11 protein-coding genes are annotated in these 13,619 nt (G+C 62.3%); 6 read left to right on the top strand and 5 right to left on the bottom strand.

Annotated elements, in window-relative coordinates:
* Positions 1-190: 190 nt before the first annotated feature.
* From E4J89_RS07045 to E4J89_RS07025, 5 genes are read left to right on the top strand one after another with little or no spacing between them, the layout of a single operon-like run.
* Positions 191-484, top strand: coding sequence for a hypothetical protein (locus tag E4J89_RS07045; RefSeq protein ID WP_136785422.1), 294 nt, complete (start codon positions 191-193; stop codon positions 482-484).
* Between the two features lie 2 nt (positions 485-486).
* Positions 487-1,476 (top strand): FAD:protein FMN transferase, encoded by a 990-nt coding sequence (locus tag E4J89_RS07040; RefSeq protein ID WP_136785421.1) that lies wholly within the window; start codon positions 487-489, stop codon positions 1,474-1,476.
* Positions 1,473-2,045, top strand: coding sequence for a ferric reductase-like transmembrane domain-containing protein (locus E4J89_RS07035; RefSeq protein WP_136785420.1), 573 nt, complete (start codon positions 1,473-1,475; stop codon positions 2,043-2,045). Before E4J89_RS07040 ends, E4J89_RS07035 begins: the two co-directional genes overlap by 4 nt.
* On the top strand, positions 2,042-3,295 hold the full coding sequence (locus tag E4J89_RS07030; protein ID WP_136785419.1) for an NADH-ubiquinone oxidoreductase-F iron-sulfur binding region domain-containing protein: 1,254 nt from the start codon (positions 2,042-2,044) through the stop codon (positions 3,293-3,295). Before E4J89_RS07035 ends, E4J89_RS07030 begins: the two co-directional genes overlap by 4 nt.
* Positions 3,292-3,525, top strand: coding sequence for a ferredoxin (locus E4J89_RS07025; RefSeq protein WP_136785418.1), 234 nt, complete (start codon positions 3,292-3,294; stop codon positions 3,523-3,525). Before E4J89_RS07030 ends, E4J89_RS07025 begins: the two co-directional genes overlap by 4 nt.
* Positions 3,526-3,646: 121 nt before the next feature.
* Here E4J89_RS07025 and E4J89_RS07020 read toward each other — a convergent pair whose 3' ends face one another.
* Positions 3,647-5,968, bottom strand: a complete 2,322-nt coding sequence (locus E4J89_RS07020; protein WP_205754433.1) for a LuxR C-terminal-related transcriptional regulator — start codon at positions 5,966-5,968, stop codon at positions 3,647-3,649.
* Positions 5,969-6,462: 494 nt separating this feature from the next.
* On the opposite strand from E4J89_RS07020, the gene E4J89_RS07015 reads away from it, so the two are divergent.
* Positions 6,463-6,891 carry a DUF6325 family protein gene (locus E4J89_RS07015; protein WP_136785416.1) on the top strand — a complete coding sequence of 143 codons (429 nt, stop codon included), beginning with the start codon at positions 6,463-6,465 and terminating at the stop codon, positions 6,889-6,891.
* A gap of 440 nt (positions 6,892-7,331) precedes the next feature.
* On the opposite strand, the gene E4J89_RS07005 is transcribed toward E4J89_RS07015, so the two are convergent.
* The 4 genes from E4J89_RS07005 to ppsA all read right to left on the bottom strand — a co-directional run bounded on the left by E4J89_RS07005 (position 7,332) and on the right by ppsA (position 13,183).
* Positions 7,332-9,188 (bottom strand): glycoside hydrolase family 15 protein, encoded by a 1,857-nt coding sequence (locus tag E4J89_RS07005; RefSeq protein ID WP_136785414.1) that lies wholly within the window; start codon positions 9,186-9,188, stop codon positions 7,332-7,334.
* Between the two features lie 453 nt (positions 9,189-9,641).
* The gene (locus E4J89_RS07000) at positions 9,642-10,010 is read right to left on the bottom strand and encodes a cupin domain-containing protein (protein WP_136785413.1); all 369 of its coding nucleotides are present in this window, start codon (positions 10,008-10,010) and stop codon (positions 9,642-9,644) included.
* A gap of 236 nt (positions 10,011-10,246) precedes the next feature.
* Positions 10,247-10,717, bottom strand: a complete 471-nt coding sequence (locus E4J89_RS06995; RefSeq protein WP_136785412.1) for a pyridoxamine 5'-phosphate oxidase family protein — start codon at positions 10,715-10,717, stop codon at positions 10,247-10,249.
* Between the two features lie 75 nt (positions 10,718-10,792).
* The gene (ppsA, locus tag E4J89_RS06990) at positions 10,793-13,183 is read right to left on the bottom strand and encodes a phosphoenolpyruvate synthase (RefSeq protein ID WP_136785411.1); all 2,391 of its coding nucleotides are present in this window, start codon (positions 13,181-13,183) and stop codon (positions 10,793-10,795) included.
* Positions 13,184-13,619: the final 436 nt, after the last annotated feature.

Below are 13,619 nucleotides of genomic sequence, written 5' to 3'. Positions count from 1 at the left end.
GATTGCCGGCCCTTCCTTCCGCAATAATGCTCCCTGCCAGCAGCAATACTCATCTCCAGCCGGGTCCGGGAATGTTCCCAGGATTCTGGCAGCAAACCGAGGGAGCGCCCACAGACTGACCAGAGGATCTTCACAGCAACCGCGCCCAGGATGGAATCGAGGCAAGCAGCGCGGATGAGGGGATCGGATCGTGGATACACGAAGCAGAGGGAAACGGCTGGCGAACGCCGTGACGGTGGCCGTCAGTCTGGGAAGCGTGGCCGTCCTCGGTATTGGTTCAGCCGTGGTCTATGCGGCGACGCAGCCGAGCACGAGCACCATCACGACCACTCCCGGGACCTCTGACAACCAGAGCCAAGGGACAAATAATGGCGACGGCGACGACTCCGGCACCGGGCTTCCCGCGCCTGGCGGGGATTTTGGGGCCAGCCCGGTCCAGCCCGGCAACGGCGGAAACGTCCACGGCCTTTCCTCGGGATCGTGAACATGTTGCATCAGCCAGCACCATCAGGGCCGGCAACGTTCCGCTCCGATTGGTCCGTGTGGGGCGTGGAAGCCTCCGTAGTAGTGTGCGAATCCGGCGTTGTGGGCGCGGCCGAGGAAATTGTCCGGGCTGTCACGGCATCGGTGGACGAGGCATGTAGTCGGTTCCGGTCCGACTCGGAGTTGGCCCGGCTTCAGCCGCGTTTAGCGGCCGGGGCTGCGGTCAGCCCCTTGCTGGGCAGCCTGGTCAAGAGTGCCCTCGCCGCTGCCCAATGGACGGACGGCGATGTGGATCCTACTCTCGGAAAGGATCTTGAAGCGCTCGGCTACGACCGGGACATTGGCGAAATCCATATCTGGCCAGCTGGAACCAGCAACCAGGGGGCAGACCCGGAGCCGGTGAAACCGCTGCGGAAAAGAAATGTCTCCGGCTGGTCCCGGATAACTCTCCAAAATGGCATTCTGACGGTTCCCGACGACGTCCGGCTGGACTTGGGTGCCACAGCAAAAGCCGTCGCCGCGGATCGGGCGTCTTCCCAAATATTCGCCGACCTTGGGACCGGCGCATTGGTTTCCTTGGGCGGGGATCTGACCGCCGCCGGCCCAGCGCCGGAAGGCGGCTGGCAGATTTTGGTGCAGGACATGCCAGCGGATCCTGCCCAGCAGGTCTCCCTGCCGACCGGCTGCGGCATGGCAACCTCCAGCACGCAGAAGCGGCGTTGGCAACAGTCGGGAACGTCCGTGCACCATATATTGGATCCCCGCTTCGGCCTTCCTGCCGAGGCGGTGTGGCGATCAGTCACGGTGGCTGCGCCCTCCTGCCTTGTGGCGAATGCCTTCAGTACTGCCGCCGTCGTGCGAGGCCTTGGCGCGGTGGGATGGTTCCACCGTCGCGGAATTTCAGGGCGTTTTGTGGATAGCCACGGGCGGACGACGACGACCGGAGACTGGCCTTCCGACCAGCAACACGTGGCAGGGGAGCGGCTGTCATGAATGAAGCAGCCTGGGCGGTTGGACGAGTGAGCGGCTTTGTAGCACTGTTTCTGTTCACCGGCTCCGTTCTCCTGGGTATCGCCTCACGTTCCGGACGGCCGGTATTTGGCCTACCGAGGTTCTCGGTGACTTTGTTGCACCGCAATGTCGCGTTGTTGGGGACCGTCTTCCTGGCGTTGCACGTGGGCACCTTGCTGCTGGATCCACTGGCCCGGCTCAATCCCATCGACTTGCTGGTTCCATTCCTGGGGGCGTTCCGCCCGTTCTGGCAGGGCCTGGGGACCGTAGCACTGGATCTGGTGCTGGCGGTGGTGATCACCGCATTCCTACGTCACCGCATTGGACAACGTGCGTTCAAAGCCGCGCACTGGTTCACCTATGTAGCGTGGCCAGTCGCGCTGGCCCATGCCGTCGGCAACGGCACCAACGGAACCGACAAGCTCTTTTTGGTCTCCGCAGCCGCTTCGGTAGCGGCGGTCGCCGGAGCCGTCCTGTGGCGGCTGTCGCCCACCTTCCTGGAAACGGCCCGGGCGCGTCAAAGTCTGGCCGGAGAGGAAAGACCCCGATGACAACGCCCTCGGCGGCCCTCCGGAACGTTCACCCCGTGCCGCCTCCGGCTGGTGCGGCACGGCTTTTCCTGGCCGGTTCCCGTGCCGGTTACTCCCAGCATCTGCAGGCCTACGGAAGCATCGACGTCGGAGCCGTGGCCCCGGGCTTCCTAGACGTGGTGGAGGCATCCGGCCTCACCGGCCGCGGCGGAGCTGCTTTTGCTTCGTGGCGGAAGATGGCCGCCGCGGCCCAAGCGGGCGGCCGCGGATTGTTTTCAGCGCGCCCAGTGGTGATAGCCAACGGTGCCGAGGGGGAACCGCTGAGTCATAAAGACGCTGCCCTCTTGGCGCACGCACCCCATGTGGTGCTGGACGGAGTTTTAGTGGCGGCTGCCGCGTTGCAGACATCCCACGCGTACATATACGTCACCGCGGAAACCATGCCCTCAGTACAATCGGCCCTCGCGGAGCGCACCGACGCGCGCCATATCCGGCCGGTGGAGGCCGACGATACATTCATCTCCGGCGAAGCGAGCGCGGTAGTGAACAAAATCCAGGGAGGCCCGTCGCTTCCGCTGGACAAGCTCCGCCGGCTCAGCGATGCAGGGCTCAGAGGACGCCCAACGCTTGTGCTGAACGTTGAAACGCTGGCCCACATCGGGCTGCTTGCGCGCTTTGGTGTTGACTGGTTCAGAAGCGTCGGCACGGCACGGGATCCGGGCACTCGGCTGGTGACCGTGGCAGGTGCGGGGACGGACCAGGTACTTGAAGTACCCGGCGACGCGTCCCTACACGGCATTCTCCGCAGTTCCGGGATTCATCCAGAGGAGCTGTCTGCCGTCCTCGTTGGCGGATACCACGGCCGGTGGGTGAGGCCATTGGACTACCGACTCTCACCCGCCGGTTCGCCCGAAACTTTGGTTCGGCCGGGAGTGGGCGTCATCTACGTATTGTCCCCGGATCAGTGCGGGCTCGCAGTCACGGCACAGATCACCGAATACCTGGCCGGTCAAAGCGCCAGGCAATGCGGCCCATGCATGTTCGGCCTTCGGGCAATGGCAGACGTGTTGAACCGGCTTGCCGATGGCGAGCGGGACCCCAGGCTGGTAGCTGAGCTCGAACGGCTGGGTCGCATAGTGTCCGGGCGCGGGTCGTGCCACCATCCGGACGGCACCGTCCGGATGGTCAGCAGCGCCCTGGAAACCTTTTCCGACGACGTCAGGGAACACCTCATCGGCCGCTGCACCAGAATTCAGCGGGGCACGCGATGACTGGTTCCCTTCATATTGACTGGACGCGGTGCGACGGCAGAGGCCTCTGCACCGAGCTACTGGCCACTTTGTTGACACGCGACGACTGGGGCTATCCCATCTCCCGCCGAGGCGATGGGATCAGGGGAGAGGTGCCGATCGCCCCCGGCCACGAAGAAGCTGCCAGAGAGGCCGTGATCCTCTGTCCGAAACTCGCGCTCACTCTCCGGCCTCCTGCCAAAAGCAGCTGAGCGGAGCACCTCTGGTTGCGCCCCGCGGACGATGCCGGCAAGGCAGAGTCTCTTGGATGGAACCGAGGCCTCACCCCTTGAGTATGAAACCTTAATCCGGGTTGATCGGCCTGCCAGAGCTTTAGATGATCCCGCGGGCTGCGGCAATTTTGAGCACATCCCGCCGGCTTGCCGCGCCGAGTTTGCGGTAAATAGATCGTTGGTGCGTCTTGACGGTGTTCACAGAGATGAACAGTGCCTTTCCAATGTCGGCCGCGGTCATCATCGAGCGCATGTACGCAAGGACTTCGAGTTCACGCTCCGTGAGACGCCAGTAGAGGAAGGTCGTCAGATTGTCGCTGTGCGTATTCTCCTTCAACTGTGCCGCAACAAAAGCCTCGTGGGCTGTTCCCCAGACCGCGTGCTGCGTGAGAAGTCCGGCAAGCTCGTCTCTGCGTTCTGCGAATGGACGGATGATGTGTTGCGGTTCCGCGAGGGCGACCGCGTATTCAACGCGTTCGTGCGCTGCGGCCATGTCACCGTCTTTGGAGGCCAATAGCGCCTCGGTCAGAGCGATGCTTGTGCCCGTGTAGGAAACACGCTGCCGCTCCGTCACGGCCTTTGTGCGGTTCAGTGCTTCGGCAAATCTTCCGCCGCGCCGGAGTAACTCAGCCAGCAGGGCGTCCACTAGAGCAGGATTTTCGCGGTCCTCAAGGGGCTTTGCCATCGCCAGCGCACCGGTCAGGTCTCCTTCGGCTTCAGCGATTTTGGCCTTTGCTATCGTCGACAGCGCACTCCACGAAGGTCCGTTCAGTCCAGTGTCTCGGAGGGAGGTCAGCAGGTGGGTTGTATCGGGGATCTGGGTCGGTTCACCCCGCGCGCAATCGACCAGGACACGGTAGACGGCGCACAATTTGTCGATTGAGGTTTCCCGGCCCCCCGCCGGCAAAACCTTGTCCAAGTGGGTTCGGGCGGCCGCCAGATCGTTGATCCAGTAACTCGAGATACCCTGCGCCAGCCAAAGGCCGGGCATCTGGCCGTCCGGACTCCACCCGAGTTCATCGGCTCCGTTTATAGCGTCCACCACGCGCTCATCCGCCGCCACGAAATCGCCCGCCAATACGTACGCCAACGCGATCTCCGAGGTAATGATGACCTCATCAGCCACAGCCTGATGGTCTCGGTCGGCAACGTCTGCGGTCGGGGAGGCCAGGAGGGTGAGGGGCTCTTCCTCCTGCTCGCTGAATCCGGGGCCTCCTAGAAGCGGCCGGCTGCTGTCCAGCGCGGCCGGCTGGCGCCCTGTAGCCTGTGGGTCTTCAAGGGGGCTCCCGGAAATCCCGTACACTTCAAAACTGCCATCGTTGGGCATCAGACCCAGCAAGTCCACATACAGCTCGAACCGCCTCCGACGGCCAGACTCCAGTGCAGACAGCCCGGTGAACGCGCGGTGCGCAAGGTCCACGGCTGACGGGGAATCGCCCGAAAGGGCACGGCAGATGGATCTGATCATCAGGACTCCGGCGTGATCAGACCACGGGCCCGGCAAGTCGAGACACAGCTGTTCGAGGGAGGAAAGGCCGTTGCGCAGCAGATAGTCCTGCCAATGGGCTACAAGGGAGGTCACAGCCTGCTGAGGTTCTCGTCCTTGCAGGGCTTGGCTGACGCTCTCGGTAACGTCGAAGTCCTGGTAGAAGCGTGCAGCAACGCGGTGGAGCTGCTCTGCGAGAACCCGATTGCGTTCCTCCAAAATCTCCCGGCATTGGGCCGCAAACAGGGCCTGCCATTGATAGACGGGCCCGTCTGATCGGACGTCTTTCTCCTCGATGAACAGGCCCTTTCTAATGCATTCTTGGAGGAGGACACCGCCACTTTGCGCCCCGGACAGCGCGATAGCGAGTTCGTGCTCGAGCCAGTCGCAGGTTGTGGCCCGCAGGACGAAGTCGGCGAGAGATGGGTCAAGTTGGCCGAGAACTTCTTCGGCAATGTATTCGGTGAAGGCTCGCCCCGGTACGACGCCGCCGGAACCGCCTTCCTGGTCTTTGTAGACGGCCGGGCCAACAAAGCCGGCGTGAAGGGCCACCGGCCACCCGGAGGCGGCCCTCCAGACCGCTTCCACGTCCACTTCGGCAGATGGTGCAAGGTTACGCGCCAGCTCCATGGCCTCCGGCAACGTAAAAGCTAAATCCGACGTGCGGAACTCCTTCAGCCCATCGCCATAGCGGAGTTTCTCCAAGCGCAGCGAAGAATGGTCACGGCCGGAGAGAACTAGCCGTAATGCCGGAGGCGCTGAGCCGGTGAGGATGCCCACAATTCCGTCGGCGAGTCCAGATCCGGCCAAATGCAGGTCATCGATGACCAGGGCAAGCGGTTCCTCAAGCAGGTCGAGCGCCGCGAGCAGATGGTCATAGGCAGCGACCTGGTCGTGGGCCTGAGTCCGATCCGCGGCCAGCAGGACTTCGTCCACGGTGGAGGACATTCCTGCGGCTGCCGACTGTATAGCGGCTAGCACACCGTGGAACAAGCGCTCGGGCCGCGCGTCAAAACGGTCGAGGGTGAGCCACGCTGAACGCATGGTTCCATTCCGAGCCCAGTCGCTCAAGATGGTGGACTTCCCGTAACCAGCCGGAGCTTCGACGAGGATGAGCCTGTGGGAATCGGCGGCAAGCGAAAGGGCCTCGCACAAACGTGGACGTTCGATGGCCAACTCCACGCGCCGCGGAGGCTTGATCTTGAACTGGGGACTGGGTGAGGTATGTCCCACGTCGCTCATGGTAGGCGCAGTCCCCGAGATACAACAAGGGCTTACGCTGTTTCCAAAATGCGTCATCCTGCCGGTCGGGGGAAGCGGAGGATCGCAAGGCCGCATCGTCTACAGATCATCCGGGGTGGGTGAGGTCGGACCGGGTCGGTACGGGGAATATTTATAGGACCTGCAGTTCCGGCACACAGGAGTCACAGATGAAAGTCGGACCGGTTGAAGTGATGATTTGTGCGTTTCGGCGATCGGAGGTCGACGCTCGAGTCATCGATGCCCTGAGGGAAGCGGTCCGGCCCGGTGCGGTGGCCATCATCGATCTGGTATTGCTATCGAGAGACCGGCATGGAGTTGTGCATGTTCGTGATCTGGAAGACCACCTTCAGGAGGCTTGGTCCGGCCTCGTGGATTATCCGCAGCTGCTGACGCTGCTCAGTGACGCGGACCTCGAAGTCGCAGCCGAATCAATAGGAAATGACGAAACAGCTTTGGTGTTGGCTTTAGAACATCGTTGGGCACAGCACCTATCTGATGCGGTACAGGATTCAGGAGGAGTGACCACCCTTTACGCGAGAATTCCCCACGAAACAGTGGTCGCCGCCGTCGAAGCCGCCGGCATTTCAGCGACCTGAACACACATCGACCCCGAGAATTCCGATGACTTTTGCTAGAAGCGGCCTCCCCGGGCTGCTCGGAACCATTGCGAGATCCGCTGCGATCTCGGGCGCCGCGCGCGTAGCGGCAGGTTCCCTCGATGAGCGTGTACGTTCCCGTCGGGCTGCAGAGCAACGCGCACCGGGAGTCCCGTCAGCATCACCTGCCGGTAAAGAGTGGCTGGCCGATCAGCTCGAAATTCTTGCGGAGCTTCATGCCGCCCACGTGCTGACGGATAGGGAATTCGCTGCTGCGAAAGCGCGGCTCCTGTCCTGAAGACCCAGGACGATGTCATTCGCGGGGCAAGACGGCCTAAATCTGGGTTTGATTTCTGCACCAAGTGAGTTACCAGTGAGTTTTTCTTTCTCGCACCAGTGCCTCGCCCTGGAGCGAGGCACTGGTGCGAGACGTGGCCTGCCTAGCCGCGGAATCGACGGCCTTTCTGCGCGGCGTCCAGGCGCTCGTTAAGAGTGATAGCGGCGTCGATCAGTGCCAGGTGAGTGAACGCCTGCGGAAAGTTGCCAATCTGTTCCCCGGTGGCAGCGATCTCCTCGGAGTACAACCCGACGTGGTTCGCGTAGGTGAGCATTTTGTCGAAGGTCAATCGTGCCTCTTCGAGCCGGTTTGATCTGGCCAAGGCGTCTACATAGAGGAATGTACAGAGCGAGAACGTCCCCTCCGAACCGCGCAGCCCGTCAGGGGAGGCGCTCGGGTCGTAACGGTAGACCAAGCTATCTGAGACTAACTCGGCATCCATTGCGCGGAGGGTCGACTGCCACATGGGATCGTGCGCGGACACGAAGCCGACTTGAGGCATCTTCAGCAGGGCGGCGTCGAGGACATTGTCTCCGTACTGCTGGACGAACGCTTGGCGTTCGCTGCTCCACCCCTTTTCCATGATCTGCTGGTAGATGGCGTCTCGTTCAGCTATCCACCGGTCGATTGGCGCCGGCCGTCCATGCGACGTTGCGAGTCGGATTCCGCGGTCAAACGCGACCCAACACATGAGTCTTCCGTATGTGAAGTCCTTACGGCCGCCCCTGGTCTCCCAGATTCCTTCCTCCGGTTGGTCCCAGTTATCGGCTAGCCAAGTGAGCAAGTCGGAGATGGCAATCCAGCCAGCTTGTCCGATGCCGACGCCCACCCCGTCGAGGTAGTACACCGCGTCGAGCGCTTCGCCGTAAATGTCCAGCTGCAGTTGATCAGCGGCTCCGTTTCCGATTCGCACCGGGTATGAACCGCGATAACCTTTCCAATCCGTCAGGACTTCCTCGTGGAGGTCTGTGCTGCCGTCAACGCGATACATGATATCCAGCGGGTAAGAGCCTTCGGGCCGGGACTCGCTAACGCGGTCGTGGAGCCATCGGCTGAAGGCGACAGCCTCATCGATGAACCCCATTCGCAGCAGTGCATGAACCGAAAAGGAGCCGTCGCGGACCCAGGTGAATCTGTAGTCCCAGTTGCGTTCCCCGCCGACCTCTTCGGGAAGCCCTGCTGTGGGAGCAGCCACCAGGCTTCCGCTGGGAGCATAGGTCAGCAGCTTTAGCGTGATGGCCGACCGCTCCAGCACCGCCCGCCACCTTCCCGTATACGTGGACTGACTAAGCCAGTCATGCCAAAAGTGCGCTGTGTCGTCCGCCAATTGCTGAGCCTCGGCAGGCCGCATCATCTTGGGTGCTACATCCGGACCTGTCTCCAGCACGACGCCGCGCATTTGACCTTCCTCCAAAGTGAGGACAGCCCGCAGCGAACCTTCGTCAGTGGTGGAGACTTGACGGCCTAGCTGTTCGTCGCCCTCCTCCCGGATGAGGCTGAGGCTCAGACGCATGTCCCCCGCGTCGAAGACGGCGCCTGCTTCGGAGACCGTCAGCTCGTGGCTCTTCCGCCCGTAGTCAAACCGGGGTGCAACCTCAATGTCGAATGAAATCCTTCCTCGAACGCATCGGATCATTCGCACCAGGTCGTGCTTTTGGCTGGGGTCGGTGCCGGTCGTTGGCATGAAATCCATGAGTTCCCCGACCCCTGCCTCCGTCAGGAAACGCGTAATCAGGATCGCTGTGTCGGGGAAGTAGAGCTGTTTTGTCTCGAATGCCTCTTCGCGGGGCCGCGTGGTGAAGTAGCCCCCACGCGCCGGGTCAAGCAGGGAAGCGAAAATGCTGGGCGAATCGAAGCGTGGGCTGCAGAACCAATCAAGCGTGCCGTCGGTTGCAACCAGCGCTGCCGTCTGCAGGTCACCGATAAGACCATGGTCGGCAATCAGTGGGTGTGTGTTCATCACGAAGACCTTTTCGTCAGTTAACTGAGGCTGTGCTGACGTCGGATGCTGGGGGAAGGAAGAGCGTGGCGGCATCGTGACGTCAGGCTGGAATCTTGGCGACTCGTCTTAATGGTCTGGGCGTCCGCGGCCGGTGTCATCATCCCCTGAGGATGAGCAACCAGCTGATGCGCCACTGCAGCTTTCTCGGAAACCAGTGCCCCGGAATGCACTCAGCCGGCGCCGCTCGGCCTCAACAGCTTCGGCGCGAACAGCTTCAGCGCGCCGCCCGCGCTTGGGGGATCGCCGCCCGCGCGCGGGGATCCGGTGCATCAGTAACCGTCGGTGGCCGCCAGACGTGACTGGCGATGGACTCGGTGCCGTGTCGATGGATGGCGGAGGATAGGCGCACTTGTCCGGGCCGACAGGAAGGGGCAGCCCGTTCTATGGTGTCGCCCGGAAGCGCGGGAAAACTCAGTCGCGTCGCTTGGCGTAGTCGGCGTAGCCGGCCCAGTCGATGACGACGCATTGCTCGTCGCCGATGACCCATGCATCGTGGCCTGGCGGGACCGACATGTAATCACCAGCGGAGAATTCGCTTTCTTCGCCGTCGTCCATGACGATCTTCATCCGTCCGGACAGCACGTAGCCGGCATGGTTTGCCTGGCAACTGTCGGTCTTGGCGATGGGCTTCACGTGCTTGGACCATTGCCAGCCGGGTTCGAATACGGCCCGCCCGACGCCGCCGGCCTCAAGATGGACCAGGTCTAATTTTCCTTTGCCATCCTCGAAGGGCCGAGTTTCTTCGGGTTCGTTCAGGCTCTTGCGGATCATGCCAGCCATGAGGATCTCCTTTGAACCAAAAGGTGCAATGGTCAAAGTGTGGCAGCCTCCCGGGAGCGGGTCAATGCGCCGGGAATGGGCTTCAAGTGAAGGGCGGGTCGGCCTGCACAGCCGGTTTTGTGCCGGTCAGCGAAGCGGCCTGTCGGAGGGGAGAATTCATCGTCCGGCCTCACTAAACCGCCCATGTAGTGGGGGACGGGGATCACCGGTTGTCGAGTCGGGGGAACACCAGCACCCTATTCGAATCCCGCCCTCGTCGCGTTGTCCAGGGTGATTTCCCATGTCTGCGGGGGAGCGATGGTGAAGCGGCGGCCAGTGATGGCGTCGGGGGTGATCCGAACGAAATGGTCCTTGGCGCCCGGACTCCAGGGAAACAGGAGTTGGGCAACGTTGGTCCGGAATTCTTCGGTCTGTTCCACCTCTGCCGCTTGTCCTTTGACGACGACACTCCACGCCACATTGGTGTGGCCATTGATGTGGTCGGCTTCCAAGGCCACCGGTTTTCCCTCCAATGCCGCGGACAGTTTAGTGCCGGGTGCAGTGCGAAAAACGATGGTCTCTTTGTCGATCCGGAAGTTAAGCGGAAACAGTTCCGGGTGGTCGTTGACCCAGACAGCAAGACGGCCCAGTGCAACACCTCGAAGCAGCCGCCAGCAGTCCTCTGCTTCCAAAACTTCAACTGTGGGCGGTGCGGACTTGTTTTCCATGGCGGCGAGCCTACTCCGAACCCAAGGGGCGAGCCAGTGCCGGGTTGGACGGTTTTTGCGATGAGGCTTGACCTGTCAGGAGCCTTCCCTCCGGCGTTCGGCAGCGGCGATGACCGGGATGGTCTTGAGCACGGTGTCCGGATTCAGCGAAACAGAGTCGATTCCGAGCTCAATGAGGAACTCGGCGAAGTCGGCGTGGTTGCTCGGTCCTTGTCCGCAAATTCCAATCTTGATTCCGGCGTGGTGGGCCTGGGCAATGACGTCCCGGATCATGTGTTTGACCGCGTCATCCCGTTCGTCGAACAGCGGCGCCAGCAACTCGGAGTCGCGGTCAACGCCGAGGACAAGCTGCGTCAAGTCGTTGGAGCCGATGGAAAAGCCATCGAACCGGGTGGCGAATTCAGCCGCCAGAATGACGTTGGAGGGTATCTCGCACATCATGTAGACCTGCAATCCGGCTTCCCCCCGGGCCAAGCCGTTCTCGGCCATGGCTGCCAAAACCCGGTCTGCTTCGGCTACCGTTCGGCAAAACGGGACCATGATGATGACGTTCCGAAAGCCCAAATGCTCCCTGACCCGTTTCAGTGCCCGGCATTCCAGGTCGAAGCCCTGACGGTAGCGATCGTTGTAGTAGCGGGAGGCTCCGCGGAACCCGAGCATGGGGTTTTCCTCTGCCTCCTCAAAAGCGCTGCCGCCCAGCAGCCGCGCGTATTCGTTGCTTTTGAAATCGCTGAGACGCACGATGACCGGGTCCGGGTAGAAGGGGGCGCTGATCTTGGCCAGCCCTGATGCCAGCGTTTCGACGAAGTAGTCGCGTGGGTCGGAGAAGGACCTGGTGCGGGACCTGATTTGCGCTGCTTCGTCTGGATCAGTGACACGTTGGGGTTCAGCCAGCGCCATGGGATGGATCCTGATCAGTTCGTTGATGATGAATTCCATCCGGGCCAGACCGACGCCGGCCACGGGCAGCCGCCACCATTTGAAGGCGGAGGACGGACTGGCGACGTTGGTCATCACCCTGGTGGTTGTTGGAGGAAGCGCCTTCAAATCGACCTGTTCGGTGTGGAACTCGAGCGCACCTTGGAAAACATGCCCCTCATCGCCTTCGGCACAGGAGATGGTGAGCATCTCTGAGTCCTGGATGCTTTCCGTTGCGTTACCGGTGCCCACGACGGCCGGCACGCCCAATTCCCTGCTGATAATGGCCGCGTGGCTGGTGGGTCCGCCGTGCTCGGTGACGATTCCGGCCGCGCGCCGCATGATGGGAACCCAGTCCGGGTCGGTCATCTCCGTCACCAAGATGGAGCCGTCACGAAACCGATCGATCTCAGCTGTGCTGCGGATGACGCAGGCAGGACCAGTGGCAATCGAGTCGCCGATGGCGGCCCCGGCGGCGAGAACCGGACCGCGTCCCGTGAGACGGTGCGTGGTAAAGACAGTATTGCTCCGGCTTGCCTGCACCGTCTCCGGACGTGCCTGGACGACGAACAGTTCGCTGGTCAGGCCATCCTTGGCCCACTCCATGTCCATCGGCCGGCCGTAGTGCTCCTCGATGACTGCGGCCCATCGACCCAATTGCAGGATGTCGTCGTCGGAGAGGACCAGTGAGGTCCGCTCCCGTTCCGTGGTTTGGACCATGCGGGTACGGGCGGTGCCGCCTCGCCCGTATATGAGTTTCCGTTCTTTGGCGCCGCACGTTTTTTCGATGATCGGGAAGCATCCTGCCGTGTCGAGCAGGGGTTTGAAGACCACGTACTTGTCCGGGTTTACGGTTCCCTGGACAACCGTTTCGCCGAGCCCCCAGGTCGCGCTGATCACCGCCACGTCAGGGAAGCCCGTTTCCGTGTCCAGCGAGAACATGACGCCGGAGGCACCTACGTCTGCACGGACCATTCGCTGGACGCCGATCGAGAGTGCCACATCCAGATCGGAGAACCCTTTCATGGCGCGGTAGCTGATCGCCCGGTCAGTAAACAAGGACGCGAAACAATGCCGGCAAGCATCCAGCAGGGCGTCGTTCCCGCTGACGTTGAGGAAGGTTTCCTGCTGTCCGGCGAAGCTGGCATCGGGAAGGTCCTCGGCGGTAGCGCTGCTGCGAACGGCCACGGGGAGGTTGCCGGTTCCGGCGCGTGTCCCGAGCTGGCCGTAGAACTCCAGGATGGAGTCGGACATTCTGTCCGGAAACTTGCCGGCGAGAATGAGGCGGCGGATTGTTTCGCCGACCGTGCTTAACGGTTTTTCGCCGCGTCTGTACAGCTCGAGGTGTTCTTTGATCGCCGTCTCAAGACCGTTGGCGGTGACGAATTCGCGATATGCCGCCGAGGTGGTGGCGAATCCGTCGGGCACGCGGACGCCTTGGCCGGCCAAGGCACGCTGCATTTCGCCGAGAGACGCGTTTTTCCCCCCGACTATCCCAATGTCCTGAATCCCGGTCTCTTCGAACCACACTGCGTAGCGCTGTTCCATGCTGCCTCCAGTCAAGCGTCGGTCGCTCACGTTCAGATCCGGGATGGGCTACGCCAGTCCGCTTTACCGCCGTCGTTGGCCCCCTCGCCGCAAGGGCGAGTCTGGGAGCCGGGCAGAGCGTTTCCCAGGCGGCCGGACCATCAACACCGTCGACGACCCGATCATTCCGTCGGTCAGTCACGCGAGCCTCCCCAATCAGGCCGGTATGCGCTCATAATCTACTCGCCGTGCCGCAGCGGCACCAGAGAATCTGGCGAACGACTGCAGGACCGGTGGTAGGCGGCGCTGCCCGCCTGAAAGGAGTGTCGAGGGGCCTACCATCCTCGGGCCGGACGTGGATACTGGAGGGAGATGTGCCGGCTGTCCTGGGGCCGGGCGGAGCGGAGAATGCCAAAGAGCTGCGTCCGTTCGCTTTGGGGCCGCCGAACCGATGCAG

Source organism: Arthrobacter sp. CAU 1506 (genome assembly GCF_005047635.1).
Taxonomy (GTDB): domain Bacteria; phylum Actinomycetota; class Actinomycetes; order Actinomycetales; family Micrococcaceae; genus Crystallibacter.
The sequence above is the reverse complement of the archived record's forward strand: the minus strand, read 5'-3'. Positions and strand labels throughout refer to the sequence as shown.

Excerpts from the sequence above, each read along its gene's own strand:
- E4J89_RS07035 (WP_136785420.1), top strand. The coding sequence starts at position 1,473 with ATGAATGAAGCAGCCTGGGCGGTTGGACGAGTGAGCGGCTTTGTAGCA.
- E4J89_RS07000 (WP_136785413.1), bottom strand. The coding sequence starts at position 10,010 with ATGGCTGGCATGATCCGCAAGAGCCTGAACGAACCCGAAGAAACTCGG.
- E4J89_RS07030 (WP_136785419.1), top strand. The coding sequence starts at position 2,042 with ATGACAACGCCCTCGGCGGCCCTCCGGAACGTTCACCCCGTGCCGCCT.
- E4J89_RS06995 (WP_136785412.1), bottom strand. The coding sequence starts at position 10,717 with ATGGAAAACAAGTCCGCACCGCCCACAGTTGAAGTTTTGGAAGCAGAG.
- E4J89_RS07040 (WP_136785421.1), top strand. The coding sequence starts at position 487 with ATGTTGCATCAGCCAGCACCATCAGGGCCGGCAACGTTCCGCTCCGAT.
- E4J89_RS07015 (WP_136785416.1), top strand. The coding sequence starts at position 6,463 with ATGAAAGTCGGACCGGTTGAAGTGATGATTTGTGCGTTTCGGCGATCG.
- ppsA (WP_136785411.1), bottom strand. The coding sequence starts at position 13,183 with ATGGAACAGCGCTACGCAGTGTGGTTCGAAGAGACCGGGATTCAGGAC.
- E4J89_RS07025 (WP_136785418.1), top strand. The coding sequence starts at position 3,292 with ATGACTGGTTCCCTTCATATTGACTGGACGCGGTGCGACGGCAGAGGC.
- E4J89_RS07005 (WP_136785414.1), bottom strand. The coding sequence starts at position 9,188 with ATGAACACACACCCACTGATTGCCGACCATGGTCTTATCGGTGACCTG.